The sequence below is a fragment of the Porphyrobacter sp. YT40 genome (genome assembly GCF_006542605.1).
In the GTDB taxonomy this organism is placed as follows: domain Bacteria; phylum Pseudomonadota; class Alphaproteobacteria; order Sphingomonadales; family Sphingomonadaceae; genus Erythrobacter.
In genome coordinates, this window is sequence record NZ_CP041222.1 from 2,433,154 (window position 1) to 2,447,775 (window position 14,622).

17 protein-coding genes are annotated in these 14,622 nt (G+C 66.8%); 7 read left to right on the plus strand and 10 right to left on the minus strand.

The genetic code is table 11. The features are described from left to right. Positions 1–10: 10 nt before the first annotated feature. Together dnaJ and dnaK are read right to left on the minus strand one after the other, a co-directional pair. On the minus strand, positions 11–1,159 hold the full coding sequence (gene dnaJ / locus E2E27_RS11390; RefSeq protein WP_141459269.1) for a molecular chaperone DnaJ: 1,149 nt from the start codon (positions 1,157–1,159) through the stop codon (positions 11–13). 79 nt (positions 1,160–1,238) lie between these two features. Next, entirely contained in the window at positions 1,239–3,158 is a 1,920-nt protein-coding gene (dnaK, locus tag E2E27_RS11395; protein WP_141459271.1) for a molecular chaperone DnaK, read from the minus strand. 169 nt (positions 3,159–3,327) lie between these two features. On the opposite strand from dnaK, the gene E2E27_RS11400 reads away from it, so the two are divergent. Both E2E27_RS11400 and E2E27_RS11405 read left to right on the plus strand, forming a co-directional pair. Beyond that, positions 3,328–3,822 carry a copper chaperone PCu(A)C gene (locus E2E27_RS11400; RefSeq protein ID WP_141459273.1) on the plus strand — a complete coding sequence of 165 codons (495 nt, stop codon included), beginning with the start codon at positions 3,328–3,330 and terminating at the stop codon, positions 3,820–3,822. Positions 3,823–3,917: 95 nt separating this feature from the next. After that, positions 3,918–4,334, plus strand: a complete 417-nt coding sequence (locus E2E27_RS11405; RefSeq protein ID WP_234036031.1) for a vgr related protein — start codon at positions 3,918–3,920, stop codon at positions 4,332–4,334. Between the two features lie 3 nt (positions 4,335–4,337). Here E2E27_RS11405 and E2E27_RS11410 read toward each other — a convergent pair whose 3' ends face one another. The 3 genes from E2E27_RS11410 to hrcA form a co-directional block, all read right to left on the minus strand. Beyond that, a complete protein-coding gene (locus tag E2E27_RS11410; protein ID WP_181443423.1) occupies positions 4,338–4,598 on the minus strand; it encodes a hypothetical protein in 261 nt (86 codons plus the stop codon). Between the two features lie 111 nt (positions 4,599–4,709). Then, the gene (locus tag E2E27_RS11415) at positions 4,710–5,279 is read right to left on the minus strand and encodes a nucleotide exchange factor GrpE (protein WP_141459275.1); all 570 of its coding nucleotides are present in this window, start codon (positions 5,277–5,279) and stop codon (positions 4,710–4,712) included. An 18-nt stretch (positions 5,280–5,297) separates the two neighbouring features. After that, a complete protein-coding gene (gene hrcA / locus E2E27_RS11420; RefSeq protein WP_141459277.1) occupies positions 5,298–6,341 on the minus strand; it encodes a heat-inducible transcriptional repressor HrcA in 1,044 nt (347 codons plus the stop codon). Between the two features lie 149 nt (positions 6,342–6,490). Here hrcA and rph point away from each other — a divergent pair, with 149 nt between their 5' ends. Together rph and rdgB are read left to right on the plus strand one after the other, a co-directional pair. Continuing rightward, complete coding sequence (gene rph / locus E2E27_RS11425) at positions 6,491–7,204, plus strand: ribonuclease PH (protein WP_141459279.1); 714 nt, start codon at positions 6,491–6,493, stop codon at positions 7,202–7,204. Continuing rightward, complete coding sequence (gene rdgB, locus E2E27_RS11430; protein WP_141459282.1) at positions 7,201–7,827, plus strand: RdgB/HAM1 family non-canonical purine NTP pyrophosphatase; 627 nt, start codon at positions 7,201–7,203, stop codon at positions 7,825–7,827. Before rph ends, rdgB begins: the two co-directional genes overlap by 4 nt. Before the next feature lie 7 nt (positions 7,828–7,834). On the opposite strand, the gene E2E27_RS11435 is transcribed toward rdgB, so the two are convergent. Continuing rightward, positions 7,835–8,350: a CAP domain-containing protein gene (locus E2E27_RS11435; RefSeq protein ID WP_234036032.1), complete on the minus strand. Its 516-nt coding sequence runs from the start codon at positions 8,348–8,350 to the stop codon at positions 7,835–7,837. A 105-nt stretch (positions 8,351–8,455) separates the two neighbouring features. Here E2E27_RS11435 and hemW point away from each other — a divergent pair, with 105 nt between their 5' ends. Together hemW and E2E27_RS11445 are read left to right on the plus strand one after the other, a co-directional pair. Further along, positions 8,456–9,607, plus strand: a complete 1,152-nt coding sequence (gene hemW / locus E2E27_RS11440; protein WP_141459284.1) for a radical SAM family heme chaperone HemW — start codon at positions 8,456–8,458, stop codon at positions 9,605–9,607. Beyond that, positions 9,604–10,494 (plus strand): tyrosine recombinase XerC, encoded by an 891-nt coding sequence (locus tag E2E27_RS11445; RefSeq protein WP_141459286.1) that lies wholly within the window; start codon positions 9,604–9,606, stop codon positions 10,492–10,494. Before hemW ends, E2E27_RS11445 begins: the two co-directional genes overlap by 4 nt. Before the next feature lie 9 nt (positions 10,495–10,503). Here E2E27_RS11445 and E2E27_RS11450 read toward each other — a convergent pair whose 3' ends face one another. From E2E27_RS11450 to rsmI, 4 genes are read right to left on the minus strand one after another with little or no spacing between them, the layout of a single operon-like run. Next, a complete protein-coding gene (locus tag E2E27_RS11450; protein WP_141459288.1) occupies positions 10,504–11,121 on the minus strand; it encodes a DedA family protein in 618 nt (205 codons plus the stop codon). 33 nt (positions 11,122–11,154) lie between these two features. Next, complete coding sequence (gene gshB, locus E2E27_RS11455; protein ID WP_141459290.1) at positions 11,155–12,123, minus strand: glutathione synthase; 969 nt, start codon at positions 12,121–12,123, stop codon at positions 11,155–11,157. A gap of 17 nt (positions 12,124–12,140) precedes the next feature. Continuing rightward, positions 12,141–12,518 (minus strand): YraN family protein, encoded by a 378-nt coding sequence (locus tag E2E27_RS11460; RefSeq protein WP_141459292.1) that lies wholly within the window; start codon positions 12,516–12,518, stop codon positions 12,141–12,143. Further along, positions 12,515–13,366 (minus strand): 16S rRNA (cytidine(1402)-2'-O)-methyltransferase, encoded by an 852-nt coding sequence (rsmI, locus tag E2E27_RS11465; RefSeq protein ID WP_141459294.1) that lies wholly within the window; start codon positions 13,364–13,366, stop codon positions 12,515–12,517. The genes E2E27_RS11460 and rsmI overlap by 4 nt, the downstream gene beginning before the upstream one ends. Before the next feature lie 47 nt (positions 13,367–13,413). Here rsmI and E2E27_RS11470 point away from each other — a divergent pair, with 47 nt between their 5' ends. Continuing rightward, positions 13,414–14,622 (plus strand): penicillin-binding protein activator, encoded by a 1,209-nt coding sequence (locus E2E27_RS11470; RefSeq protein WP_234036033.1) that lies wholly within the window; start codon positions 13,414–13,416, stop codon positions 14,620–14,622.

A 14,622-nucleotide genomic window follows, 5' to 3' on the forward strand; every position in this document is an offset into this window, starting at 1 on the left:
CGCGCGTGCCTCAGCCCCCGAAGGCGTCTTTCAGCTTGTCGAAGAAGCCGCGGCTTTCGGGGCATTCGTCGCCGGTTTCGGTCGCCTTGAATTCCTCGAGGATTTCCTTCTGGCGGCGGCTGAGCTTGGTGGGGGTTTCGACCACGATTTCCGCCACCAGATCGCCCCTCCCACGCCCTTGCAGCACCGGCATCCCCGCGCCGCGCACACGCAACTGCTTGCCCGACTGGATGCCGGCCGGAATTTCGAGCCGGTTGGTAGAGCCATCGAGGTCGGGAATCTCGACACAGCCACCCAGCGCGGCCGTGGTAAAGCTCACCGGCACACGGGTCAGCAATGTCGTGCCTTCGCGCTCGAACAGCGAGTGGGGCTTTACGTGGAGAAAGATATAAAGATCGCCCGCCGGCGCGCCGCGCTGGCCGGCCTCGCCCTTACCGGACAGGCGGATGCGGGTGCCGGTGTCGACGCCCGCGGGAATATCCACCTTAAGCGTCTGCGCCTTGTCGACGCGACCCTCGCCGCGGCAATCACGGCAGGGGTTTTCGATCACTGTACCGCGGCCCGAGCAGGTCGGACACGGGCGTTCGATCACGAACAGGCCCTGCTTGGCGCGCACGCTGCCCATGCCGTGGCACAGGTTGCACTGGCGTTCGGAGGTGCCCGGCGTCGCGCCGGTGCCGTCACACGTGTCGCAGGATTGCGAGACTTCGATCTCGATCTCGGTCGACTTGCCGTGGAAGGCCTCCTCGAGCGTGACCTGCATGTCGTAGCGCAGATCGGCACCTCTGCGGGTCTGGGTGCGCTGACCGCCCCCGCCACCGAAGGCGCCGCCGAAGATCGTTTCGAAAATGTCGCCGATGTCGGCAAAGCCGTCGGGCCCGCGACCGCCGCCAAAGGGGCCACCGCCCCCGCCGCCGTTCATGCCTTGGGTGAAAGCCTCGTGGCCGTAGCGATCGTAGGCCGCGCGCTTTTGCGGGTCCTTGAGGCAGTCATAGGCCTCGTTGATCGCCTTGAACTTGGCCTCGCAGGTCGCATCGCCCGGATTGCGGTCCGGGTGATACTTCATGGCGAGCTTGCGATAGGCGCTCTTGAGTGTCGCGCCATCGGCGTCGCGACTGCACTCGAGCGTGGCGTAGTAATCGAGCTGGGCGCTGGACATGTCTTTGACCTAATCCCCGTGGCCAACCGCAGCCGACGCGCCGGAACGCATCGGCTACGGATTGGATTGCATCGAGGCCTCAGCCCTTCTTGTCTTCGTCGACCTCGGAGAATTCGGCGTCGACGACTTCTTCTTCAGGGGCCGCTTCGCCAGCAGCCGCTTCGCCTTCGGGCCCGGCGGCCTGCTGGGCTTCGTAGATCTGCTGACCCATCTTCATTGCGGACTGGGTCAGCGCCTGCGCCTTGGCGCCGATGTCATCGGCATCGCCGCCTTCGAGCGCGGTCTTGACCGCCGCGATGGCTTCCTCGACCTCGGTCTTGGTGGCAGCGTCGATCTTGGAGCCATGCTCTTCGAGCTGCTTTTCGGTCGCGTGGACGAGGCTGTCGGCCTGGTTGCGCGCTTCCGCGGCGGCCCGGCGCTTCTTGTCCTCCTCGGCGAACTTTTCGGCATCCTTGACCATCTGGTCGATGTCAGCGTCCGAGAGACCGCCCGAGGCCTGGATCTTGATCGTCTGTTCCTTGCCGGTGCCCTTGTCACGCGCCGAGACCGAGACGATCCCGTTGGCGTCGATGTCGAAGGTGACTTCGATCTGCGGCACGCCGCGCGGGGCCGGCGGAATCCCGATCAGGTCGAAATTGCCGAGCAGCTTGTTGTCCGCGGCCATCTCGCGCTCGCCCTGATAGACCTTGATCGTCACCGCGTTCTGGTTGTCCTCGGCGGTCGAGTAGGTCTGGGTCTTCTTGGTCGGGATGGTGGTATTGCGGTCGATCATGCGGGTGAACACACCGCCCAGCGTCTCGATGCCGAGCGAGAGCGGGGTCACGTCGAGCAGCAGCACGTCCTTGACGTCGCCCTGCAGCACGCCCGCCTGAATGGCCGCGCCCATGGCGACGACTTCATCGGGGTTCACGCCAGTGTGCGGCTTGGCACCGAAGAACTGCTCCACGACTTCACGCACGCGCGGCATGCGGGTCATGCCGCCGACGAGGATCACCTCGTCGACCTGATCCTTGGAGATGCCGACATCCTTGAGCGCCTTCTTGCACGGATCGAGCGTGCGCTGGATCAGCCCGTCGACCATCTTTTCGAGGTCGGCGCGGGTGATCGTCTCCACGAGGTGCAGCGGGGTGGTGCTGCCGCCTTCCATACGCGCGGTGATGAAGGGCAGGTTGATTTCGGTGGTCGCCGCGCTCGACAGCTCGATCTTGGCCTTTTCCGCCGCTTCCTTCAGCCGTTGCAGCGCAAGCTTGTCGGTCTTGAGGTCCATACCTTCCTTCTTCTTGAAGGAGTCCGCCAGAAACTCGACGATCGCATTGTCGAAGTCTTCACCGCCGAGGAAGGTGTCGCCGTTGGTCGACTTCACTTCGAACACGCCGTCCCCGATTTCGAGGATCGAGACGTCGAAGGTGCCGCCGCCAAGGTCGTAGACAGCGATGGTCTTGCCGTCTTCCTTGTCCATGCCATAGGCGAGCGCGGCTGCGGTCGGCTCGTTGATGATGCGCAGCACTTCAAGGCCGGCGATCTGGCCGGCGTCCTTGGTCGCCTGACGCTGGGCGTCGTTGAAATAGGCGGGCACGGTGATGACGGCCTGCGTCACGGTCTCGCCGAGATAGCTCTCGGCGGTTTCCTTCATCTTCTGAAGGATGAAGGCGGAAATCTGCGAGGGGCTGTAATCTTCGCCGCCTGCGTTCACCCAGGCATCGCCATTCTTGCCCTTGGTGATCTTGTAGGGGACGAGTTCCATGTCCTTCTTGGTCAGCGGGTCTTCGAACCGGCGACCGATGAGGCGCTTGATCGCGAACAGGGTGTTGTCGGGGTTGGTCACCGCCTGACGCTTGGCCGGCTGCCCGATCAGGCGCTGGCCATCCTTGGTGAAGGCGACGATCGAGGGAGTGGTGCGCGCACCTTCCGAATTTTCGATGACCTTGGGCTTGCCGCCGTCCATGACAGCGACGCAGGAATTGGTGGTGCCGAGGTCGATACCGATTACTTTAGCCATAGTTTCCCCATCCAAAAGGACATTTGTTGGACACCGCGAGGGGCGCTCCCCCGAAGCGGGCAGAGCGCTTTGGCGGCTCGATTGTGAGCGCGATATAGGTGTGGTTTCGCTTGGCACAAGAGACGCGGGGCCCTAGTTTTGCGCCCATTCCACAAGGGAGATATTCAGAGTGAACACGATCCGACGCGCCGTTGTGGCGATTGTTCTGTCCGCAGGCGCAATGGCTTTGTCCGGCTGCTCCGACGCGGCCGAGGCGCCCCCGGCGGGCGAGACGAGCGCTGCGGCAGCGGGCAGCCTGACCGTCAGCAATGCCCGAGTGGTCATGGCTCCTGTCGCGGGCAATCCGGCGGCGGTCTATTTCGATCTTTCCTACTCGGGCGAGACGCCGGTAACCCTCACCGAAGTGGCGGTCGAAGGCGCAGGGATGACGATGATCCACGATTACGCCGAAAGCGCGGGCAAGATGGAGATGACGATGGCAGGCGACATTTCGCTCGCCAAGGATGCGCAGGTGAGTTTCGCGCCGGGCGGGCTGCACGTCATGGCGATGCAGCCTTCCGATGCGCTCAAGGCCGGGGGCACCGCCAAGGTCACGCTGACCCTCTCGGACGGCACCACCGCCACGGTCGACGCGCCGGTCAAGGCCGCCGGGGACGAGCGCTGACGCCGCCGTCGACCGGACGTCAGGATCTCGCCGCCACCTGCCCGGTTGGCGGCGAGCGCCCTCTTACGGAGGGCGAGATAGCCCTCGCGGCTTCGGTGTTCGGCGATGCGATCGACTATGCGCCGGTGCGGATAAAGCGGCGCAAGTTCTTCCCCCTGCAGCCGCGCAAGGTGACGATGGCACCGATGGGGCATCTGCACTTTCACCCCGAAGCACATCACTATTGCGAGGATTTCGCAACCGCTTCGCTAGCGCTGCAAGGCCATTTCATTCACGAAATGGTCCACGTGTGGCAGGCCCAAACGCGCGGGCGCTGGCATCTGGTGCTGCGCCGTCATCCGTGGTGCCGATATGACTATGCGCTCAAACCGAGCTGGCGGCTTGAACGCTACGGCATCGAGCAACAGGCCGAAATCGTGAAACATGCCTTTCTGCTGCGGCGAGGCGCGAAAGTGGCGGGCGTGGCGGATCCGGCGGTCTATGCCGCCATTCTCCCATTCACGCCCGCCTGACCCTCAGCAGCGCACGCGCCGCTCGCGGCCCCGATCGTCCACGCGGTAGCAACGACCATTCTTCTTGATAAGCGATCCGCCGACGCCGCCAACGGCGGCACCGACAGCGGCGCCAGTGGCAACATCGCCGCCCGTCACCGCCGTGCCGGCCGCACCGGCAAGCGCGCCGCCCAAGGCACCCTCGCCCGCATAATTGCCGGCACAGGCGCCAAGGCCGAGCGCGCAGGCGGCGGCTAGGGCGGTGGTCTTCATTCGCGTAATCATGACAATCTCCTGAATCAGAACATATTTGTCCGAACGCAGGAACGCCGGGAAGCTATCCCCGGCTTGTCGTGCCTGAGCCACAGCTGAGGGTGAGGCGTGCGTGAAGCGCGATCAGTCCGGCTTCTTTGCCACCGCTACCATCGCGGCGCGCAGCAAGCGGTCCTTGATCATCCACCCCGCCTGCATTTCCTGCACCACTGTGCCCGGCTCATGATCCGTGGTGGGCACCTCCAGCATCGCCTGATGCTGATTGGGGTCGAGCGGCAGGCCGACCGCGGCGATGCGGGTGATACCGTGACTGGCGAACACCTTCTCCAGCTCGCGCTGGGTCGCTTCGAGACCGACGACGAGCCCCTTCATACTGTCGTCACCGCGCAAGGTTTCGGGGATCGCCTGCACCGCACGGGCAAGATTGTCGGCCACGCTCAGGATATCGCGGGCAAAGCCGGTCGCGGCATAGGCGCGCGCCTCGTCCTTTTCGCGCTCCAGACGGCGGCGCACGTTTTGCGTCTCCGCCTGCGCGTAGAGCACCTCCTGCCTGGCGGCCTCCAGATCGCGGCGCAGCGATTCGAGCGCTTCGCCCAGCGGCTCGGCTTCGTCCCCGCCCTCGCGCAGATGCTCGGGCACGCCCTTCAATTCATCTTCAACCGCCTGATCCAGCGGCTTTTCATTCTCGGTCATGTCGGTTTGGCTTTCCATTCAAGCGATGAGCTTGCCCAGCGAACGGGCCGTCAGATCCACCATGGGGACAACCCGCGCGTAATTCAACCGGGTCGGGCCGATCACGCCAAGCACGCCGACCACCCTGCCCTCGCGGTCGCGATAGGGTGACGCGACCACGGAGGAGCCGGAGAGGGCAAACAATCGGTTTTCGGAGCCGATGAAGATACGGGTGGCATCTGCCTCTCGCGCGGTGTCGAGCAGTTCGGCGACTGATTGCTTGTTTTCGAGGTCTTCGAGCAGCATCCGCACCCGCTCGATATCGCCGAGCGCCGCCTCGTCGAGCAGGTTGGCCGCGCCGCGCACGATCAGCACGGGCCGCGCGGCGGCATCCTCGCTCCAGACGGCAAGGCCCCGCTCGACCAGATCGCGCGAGGCATCGTCGAGCTGCGACTTGCCGGCGGCGATCTCGGATCGCATAGCCAGCGCGGCTTCGGCCAGCGTGCGTCCGGCGAGCCTTGCGGTGATGTAATTCGACGCCCGGTCGAGCGCGCCGGGGCTGAGCGCGCCGCCGATGGTCAGGATGCGGTTCTCTACCCCGCCATCCTCACCCACCAGCACCGCGAGCGCCCGCCCCTGCCCGAGATCGACCAGATTGAACTGCGCCAGACGCTGCTCGCGCGGGGCGACCAGCACCATCCCCGCCGCACCCGAGAGGTCGGAGAGGATCGCCGAGGCCTGCTTGATCGCCGCTTCGACCGGCCCTGCCTCGGCCAGACGCGCCTCGATCGCGGCCTGTTCCTGCGCGGTGGGCTCGGCCACGCGCATCATCCCGTCGACGAAGATGCGAAGCCCAGCATCGGTCGGCATCCGCCCCGCGCTGGTATGCGGCGCGGCGAGCAGGCCCGCCATCTCCAGATCGGCCAGCACCGAACGGATCGAGGCGGGCGAAAGGTTGAGCGTGCCATCCGCCGCCAGCGTCTTCGAGCCGACCGGCTGACCGCTCTCGATATATTCCTCCACCACACGCCGGAAAATCTCGCGCGCGCGCTCGGTCAGATCGGTGATCGGGAGCGAGGTCATGGCTGCAATGTCACGGCCTATCGTCAACTTTCTTTCATTCCGTTCGGGCTGAGCTTGTCGAAGCCCTGCTCTTTCTTCTAGCGCAAGGTCACGAAAGTAAAACAGCCCTTCGACACGCTCAGGGCGAACGGATTTTTTGGAGAACACCCATGCGCCCTTCAGGACGCGCGCCCGATGAAATGCGCGCCATCTCGATCGAAACCGGCTTCACCAAGCACGCCGAGGGCTCCTGCCTGATCGGCTTTGGGGACACCAAGGTGCTGTGCACCGCGAGCGTCGAAAAGGGCGTCCCGCCGTGGCTGCGCGGCAAGGGCGAAGGCTGGGTGACAGGCGAGTACTCGATGCTCCCGCGCGCCACCCACACCCGCGGTGCTCGCGAGGCGGCCAAGGGCAAGCAATCGGGCCGGACGCAGGAAATCCAGCGGCTTATCGGACGGAGCTTGCGCGCGGTGGTCGATCTCCAGAAGCTTGGCGAGCGGCAGATCACGCTCGATTGCGACGTGATCCAGGCCGATGGCGGCACGCGGACAGCGGCGATTTCGGGCGCGTGGATTGCGCTGCGACTGGCGGTGAATGGCCTGATGGCCTCAGGCGACATCAAGCACGATCCGATTGCCGCGCAGGTCGCGGGCATTTCCTGCGGCATCTACAAGGGCACCCCGGTGCTCGATCTCGATTACGACGAGGATTCGAACGCCGAGGCCGATGGCAATTTCGTGTTGCTCTCGGGCGGCAAGATCGCCGAGGTGCAGGCCACCGCCGAGGGCGCGACCTATGACGAGGAGGCGCTGCTGCGCCTCCTGCGCCTGGCCCGCATCGGCTGCGACCGCATCTTTGCGGCGCAGATGGAAGCGGTGAAGTGACACGCCGCCTTGGCTCCGGCAGCTTGGTGATCGCCACGCACAATGCGGGCAAGCTCAAGGAAATCAGTGCGCTGCTCGATCCCTATGGGGTGAAGTGTATATCCGCCGGATCGCTCGGCCTGCCCGAGCCTGCGGAGACCGGCACCACCTTCGCGCAGAACGCGCTGATCAAGGCGCGCGCGGCGGCGGAGGCTTCGGGGCTGGCGGCGCTGGCGGACGACAGCGGGCTCAGCGTCGCGGCGCTCGGCGGACGGCCGGGCGTCTACACAGCCGACTGGGCCGAGCGGCAGTGGTTCGAGGGCGCACCGGGCCGCGACTGGTACATGGCGATGGGCAAGGTCGAGGGGATGCTTGCCGAACTGGGGCCGGATGTCGACCGCGCGGCGGCGTTTCACTGCGTTCTGGCGCTGGCATGGCCGGATGGCGAATACGCGGTTTACGAGGGTCGCTGCGAGGGCAGCCTGACCTGGCCGCCGCGCGGGACGCTGGGCTTCGGCTATGACCCGGTGTTCGTGCCCACCGGCGCTTCGCAAACCTTCGCCGAGATCGCGCCCGAGGCAAAGCACGCCATCAGCCACCGCGCCGATGCTTTCGCCAAGCTCGTCGCGGCGCAGTTCGGCTGAAACAGGCTCAGCGCCGCGCCATCCTGCCGGCCGGGTCGAGCCGATAGCCCATGCGGTTGCCCGCCGGCCAATAGCGGCATACCAGCACCTCGTGCCGGGCATTGACTGCCGTCGCACAGCCGACTTCCTGCGTTTCGGGCCAGATGATCTGGGTGTAATGCCCGACATCGCTCCAGCGTCCGGTGCTCGAGACATCGGGGAAAGTGCCGGGGCGGAACATGCGCTTTTCGTCGACGAACAGTTCGATCATCTGCGAGGGCGCATAGGTCGCCCGCGTGCCCTTCCACAGGTTCTCGCCCTGCCCGATCGCGATGAGATCGGGATAGTGCCGGAAGGCCCCGCGCGCGGCGAGCTGTTCGGCCCAGTCCTGCGCATCGCGCATCAGCGCATGGTTCCAGCGCAGCTTGCCGAGCCCGACCTCGGCGCGCGCGTCGTTATGGCGGGCGAGCCATTCCTGCTCGGCGGGATAAAGCGGGCGCGGATCTTGCGCGGAGCCTTGCGGCATGGCGGGCGCGGCTGTCATAAGCAGCGCGGCAGCGGTCAGCCGGGCCAGAGGGATTATCGAACGGGACGTGCGCATGAAGCTTGTCTATGCAGCAGTGGTTAAGCGGGGCTGAAGAGGCAGTCCGTGGCGCGTGCGCTCTATATCCATTGGCCCTTCTGCGCGAAGAAATGCCCCTATTGCGACTTCAACTCGCATGTCCGCGCGGGCGTGGATGTTGCCGCGTGGCAGGCGGCGTTGACCGCCGACATGCGCACCGAGGCAGCGGTCGCGGGCGGTGAGACGCTGACCTCGATCTTCTTCGGCGGCGGCACGCCTTCGCTGATGCCCCCCGCCCTCGTCGCCGCCCTGCTGGCCGAAGCCGAAAGGCTGTGGGGTTTCGACCCCGGGATCGAGATCACGCTCGAGGCCAATCCGTCGTCCGTCGAGGCGGCGAACTTTGCGGCATTGGCGGCGGCTGGGATCAATCGGGTGTCGCTGGGGGTGCAGTCGCTCGACGATGCGGAACTGGCGTTTCTCGGCCGACTGCACGGTGCCGACGAGGCGCTGGCCGCGCTCGCGACGGCGCAGGCGCATTTTGCGCGGGTGAGCTTCGACATGATCTACGCCCTGCCCGGTCATACGCCCGAGCTGTGGGAGCAGCGTCTGACCCGCGCGCTGGGTTTCGGCACCGGGCACATGTCGCTCTACCAGCTGACGATCGAGCCCGGGACGCGCTTTGCCAGCGACGTGCGGCGCGGGCGGCTTGTCCCGCTGGGCGACGATGAAGCGGCGGAACTGTTCGACATCACGCAGGCCCTCACCGGCGCGGCGGGTCTGCCTGCCTACGAGACCAGCAACCATGCTCGTCCGGGAGAAGAGAGCCGCCACAACCTCGTCTATTGGCGCTATCAGGATTACGCCGGGATCGGCCCCGGCGCGCATGGGCGGCGTGGCGGCGTGGCGACGGTGCGGCATAAGAAGCCCGAGAACTTCCTCGCCGCCGTCGCGCGGCAAGGCGACGGCATCGTCGAGGCGCGCGCGCTGACAGTTCCCGAACAGGCGACCGAGGCGCTGCTGATGGGCCTGCGTCTGACCGAGGGAGTCGACCTTGATGCCCTGTCCGCCCGCTTCGCTCTCCCCCGTGCCGGGCTGATTGACGAGGCAGCGCTCGCCCGGCTTGCGGGTTTCGGCATGATGTGGGCCGAGAGCACGCGGATCGGGGTCACTCCGCGAGGGCGCGGGGTGCTCGACGCGCTGCTGGGCGAGGTCGTGGCCGATACGCTGGTGGCGGCGTGAGCGGTCCCGACCTGCTCGAAGCGTGGCGCGCGCATCTGGCCGATAACCGCCGCCGCTCGCAGCACACGGTGCGCGCCTATGTTGCGGCAGCCTCACGGTTGGTCGCGGCGCGGGGCTGCGAGGACTGGGCGGCGGTCGCGCAGATCGAGGCGCATGATCTGCGCGCCCACCTCGCGCAGCGCCGCGCCGAGGGGCTTGGCAATGCCAGCACCGCGCGTGAGCTTTCGGCGCTCAAGGCTTTCATCGCTTTCGCCCGCGCGCAGGCAGGTGATCCCGATCCCGCCGCGCCGCGGCTGCGCGGGCCGCGGATCAAGAAGGGCCTCCCCCGCCCCGTCACGCCCGACGAAGCGGTGAACCTCACCGAATGGGTCGATGACCTTGCCGCCGACGATTGGATCGGTGCGCGCGATCGGGCGGTGCTGCTGCTGATGTACGGATCTGGGCTGCGCATCGCCGAGGCGCTCTCGCTCACGGGCCGGGACGCGGCGCTGGGAGAGGTGCTGCAAGTGACCGGCAAGGGCGGCAAGCAGCGCGTGGTGCCGGTGCTGCCGATCACGCGCGCGGCGGTGGCGGACTATGCTAAGGCGTGCCCCTTTCCCCTGACCGCAAACGAGCCCCTCTTCCGCGGTGCCAAGGGTGGTCCGCTGTCGCCCGGCATGGTGCAGCGGGCGATGGCGCAGGCGCGGCGCGCGCTGGGACTACCGGACACTGCGACGCCCCACGCGCTGCGGCACTCCTTCGCCACGCATCTGCTGAGCGCCGGGGCGGATCTCAGAAGCCTGCAGGAACTGCTCGGCCACGCCTCATTGGGCTCGACACAAATCTATACCCGCGTCGATGTCGCCAGCCTGCTCGACAATTACCGCAAGGCGCACCCTCGGGGTTGATAGGAGACGTTACTCGCCCTTCTCGTGCGCCTTCACAGGCTTCCACGTCACTACCCGGTAGATGTAGAAAGCCACCCCGGCGAGCACGAAGGCGACCACGCCGTAGCCGGCAAATGTCTCGAACCGCTCGATCAGCGGCTCCAGCGCCTTGCCGCCGAAGATCAGGATCGCGTTCCAGATCCCCGAGCCGAGGAAAGTGAAGAGGCAGAATCGCCACAGTTTCATGTGCGCGAGGCCCGCGGGCAGCGAGACGATGGTGCGCAGGATCGGCGAGAAGCGCAGCGCGAAGACGATCCCGTCGCCATACTTGCGGAAAATGTTGCGCGCCTTGGTGAACTCGTCCCATTCGAAGGTCAGCCAGCGGCCCCAGCGGTCGATGATGCGCTTGAGCTGTTCCTCGCTCCAGCGCACGCCGATCCAGTACCAGAACAGGTTGCCCGCTACCGTGCCGAGCGTAGCGACGACCCACACGGTGCCGAAGGTCATCTGCCCCTTGGCGACCAGCACCCCCGCGCCACCCATGATCACCTCCGACGGGATCGGCGGGAAGACGTTTTCGGCCATCATCAGCAGGAAGATGCCGAGGTATCCGCCCTTGTCGAGCAGTTCGAGCAGGAAGTCGGTCATGAGAAGTCGGGCTGTCCGTTGTGAAGAGGCGGGTCAGGATTGTGCACGGCGCTCGGTGAGGCGCCGTTCGATCGCGTCCCAGATCATCCCCGCCGTATCAGTGTTGTTGAAGCGGTCAATCGCCACGATGCCGGTGGGCGAGGTCACGTTGATCTCGGTCAGCCACTTACCGCCGATCACGTCGATGCCAACGAAGGTCAGGCCGAGCCGTTTCAGATCCGGGCCGAGCGCCGCGCAGATTTCCTGTTCGCGCTCGCTGAGTTCGGTCGGCTGCGCGGAGCCCCCCATCGCGAGATTGCTGCGGAACTCACCTTCCCCCGGAATGCGGTTGATCGCGCCCGCGACCTCGCCGTCGATCAGCACGATGCGCTTGTCGCCCTGCGCGACCTCGGGAAGGAAGGGCTGGACCATGTGCGGTTCGGGCCAGGTCTGGTTGAACACCTCGAACAGCGCGGTGAGGTTCTCCGCGTTCTCACCGATGCGGAAGATCGCCTTGCCGCCGTTGCCGTGGATCGGCTTCACCACGATCGCGCCGTGCTTGGCCATGAAGCGCCGCACCTCGTCGACCGAGCGCGTCACCAGCGTCGGCGGCATGAACTGGCGATAGTTGAGGACCATCACCTTTTCGGGGGAATTGCGGACATTCGCCGGGTCATTGACCACCAGCGTCTCGTGCCCGATCCGCTCGAGCAGGTGGGTGGCGGTGATGTAGCCCATGTGAAACGGCGGGTCCTGCCGCATCAGCACGACATCGACATCACTGCCGAGATCGAGGCGCACTTGCTCGCCGCGGGTGAAGTGATCGCCTTCGACCCGCTGCACAGTCACGGGAAAGGCATGGGCGAACAGGCGATCATCCTCGTCCAGCGTCAGGCTTTCGACGTGATATTCATAGACGGAATAACCGCGCGCCTGCGCGCTCAGCATCAGCGCAAAGGAGCTGTCGCCGGCGATGTTGATCCGGTCGAGGGGGTCCATCTGGACGGCGATGCGCAAGGTCATGTGTCAGGCTCCGTGGGTCAGCCGAAAGGCATCCAGGCGTTCTCGATGTGGGTGGGCTTGGTGCCGGGTGCAAGCAGGATGACGTCGATGCGGATATCCTCGCCCTGTGTCGCATAGTCCTGCCACACCAATTCGACGGCGGCGGCGACGCGGGCGAGGCGGCGTTCGTCGATCGCATCGCCGAGGCTCGCAGCGCGGGCGCGCCACTTGACCTCGACGAAAGCGACAAGGCCCGTGCGCGTGGCGATCAGGTCGATCTCGCCCGCCTTGGTCTTCACGCGCTCGGCGACGATCCGCCATCCGGCTTGGGCGAGGAACATGGCGGCCTCCGCCTCGCCCTGACGGCCGCGGCTGTCGGCGTCGCGGCGCTGCTGGGGGGTGCGTGTGGCTTTCATTCGCCCTTCAACTCCAAAGCGCGGGCATAAAGCGTCGTGCGGTCGATGCCGGTCTGCTTCGCCACGATCCCTGCCGCTTTGCCCGGCCCTGCCTCGGCCAGCGCTGCGCGCAACAATGCGTCGGTATCGTGCACCGGGGCCTCGTCCTCGCCCGGCGGGCCGATCAGCAGCACGATCTCGCCCTTGGGAGGATGCGAGGCATAATGCGCGGCGAGAGCGGCGGCAGTGCCGGTGCGGCATTCCTCGTGGAGCTTGGTCAATTCCCGCGCGACTGCGACCTCGCGGGTCGGCCACAGCTCGGCGACGGCGAGCAGCGCGCGCTCGAGCCGTGGTGCGGTTTCGTAGAAGACCAGCGTTCCGGCGATGTCGGCGAGCCCCTCAAGCGTCTCGCGGCGGGCCTTGTCCTTCACCGGCAGGAAGCCTGCAAACAGGAAGCGGTCGCTCGGCAGGCCCGCCATCGCCAGCGCCGATACGGCGGCGCAAGGGCCCGGAATGCTGGTGACGGTGACGCCTGCGGCCCGCGCCTCGCGCACCAAGCGGTAGCCCGGATCGGAGATCAGCGGCGTGCCCGCATCGCTCACCAGCACGACCGGCGCCTGCCTCGCTTCGTCGATCACCCGCGCGCGTACCTCGGGCGGAGCATGATCGTCGAGCCGCTGGAGCCGCGCCTTGATCCCGTAGAGATTCAGCAGCTTGCCCGTCACCCGCGTATCCTCGCAGGCGATCAGCGCGGCCCCCTGCAGCACGGCGAGCGCGCGCAGCGTGATGTCGCCAAGATTGCCAATCGGGGTCGCAACGATATACAGCCCGGCTACGGGTTCCCACGCGGGAAGGGTTGGAAGCGCCATCGGTGTCACGGGCCTGTCCATGGCGCACGGCTGAGGGGTCGGCAAGAATGAAGCTCTGGAATCGGACGAATTGGGCCGCATGGCTGGCCGCAGCGGCGCGGCAGATGCGCGGGTGCAACCTTGCGCTGGCCGGTGCGGCGCTGATGACCGGGGCCTGCGCGGTGGTCCCCAAGAGCGACGCGCCCACCAGCGCGCCTGCGCCCGGCCCCGCGCCCGAGCCTTCGGCTACCGCACTGCCGACCGACAGGGACCGCCACCGCATCGCGCTGCTGGTGCCCCTGAGCGGAGATACCGGCCCGGTCGGACAGGCGATTGCCAACGCGACGACCATGGCGCTGCTCGATACCGGGGCGGAGAACCTGCGCATCACCACCTACGATACCTCCGCCGGGATCGGCGGGGCGGCGCAGAAGGCGATTGCCGATGGCAACAAGCTGATCCTCGGGCCGTTGAGCACCGATGCCGTGCCCGCCGTGCAGGCCGCTGCGCGTCCGGCCGGCGTGCCGGTGATCGCCTTCGTCAATGATCCTGCCGCTGCCGGGCCCGATGTCTTCGTGATCGGCCACCTGCCCGAACAATCGATCCGCCGCGCGGTCGCCTTCGCGCGTGGTCGCGGCGCGGAACGATTTGGCGTGCTGGTGCCCGAAGGCGACTACGGCACCCGCGCCTTCTCCGCGCTCGAAAATGCGCTGGCCGATTACGGCGGCTCGCTGGTGCGGCGCGAGAATTACGCGCGCGGCAACACCTCGATCGTCAGCGCCGCAGGGCGGATGCGCAGCGCAGGCGGGTTCGACACCGTGCTGATCGCGGACAGCGCGCGGCTCGGGCTCGATGCGGCGACGGCGTTGCAGCGCGGCCAGCGCAAGCGCACCCGCATCCTCGGCACCGAGCTGTGGAGCGGCGAGGCCTCGCTCACCCGCGCCCCGGCGATGGAGGGCGCGCTGTTCGCTGCCGTCTCTGACCAGCGCTTCAGCCGGTTCGCCGACAGCTACGCCGCCCGCTTCGGCGCGCAGCCCTACCGCGTCGCGACGCTGGGCTATGACGCCGTGCTGCTCACCTTGCGCATCGCGCGCGACTGGAAGGTGGGCACGCCCTTCCCCAAGAACGAGCTTTACGACAAGGGCGGCTTTCTCGGGGTCGACGGCGCCTTCCGCTTCGGCCGCAATGGCGTGATCGAACGCGCGCTCGAAGTGCGCGAGATCAAGGGCGGCGCGGTCAATCCGGTCGACCCTGCGCCGACCGGCTTCGGGAAGTGA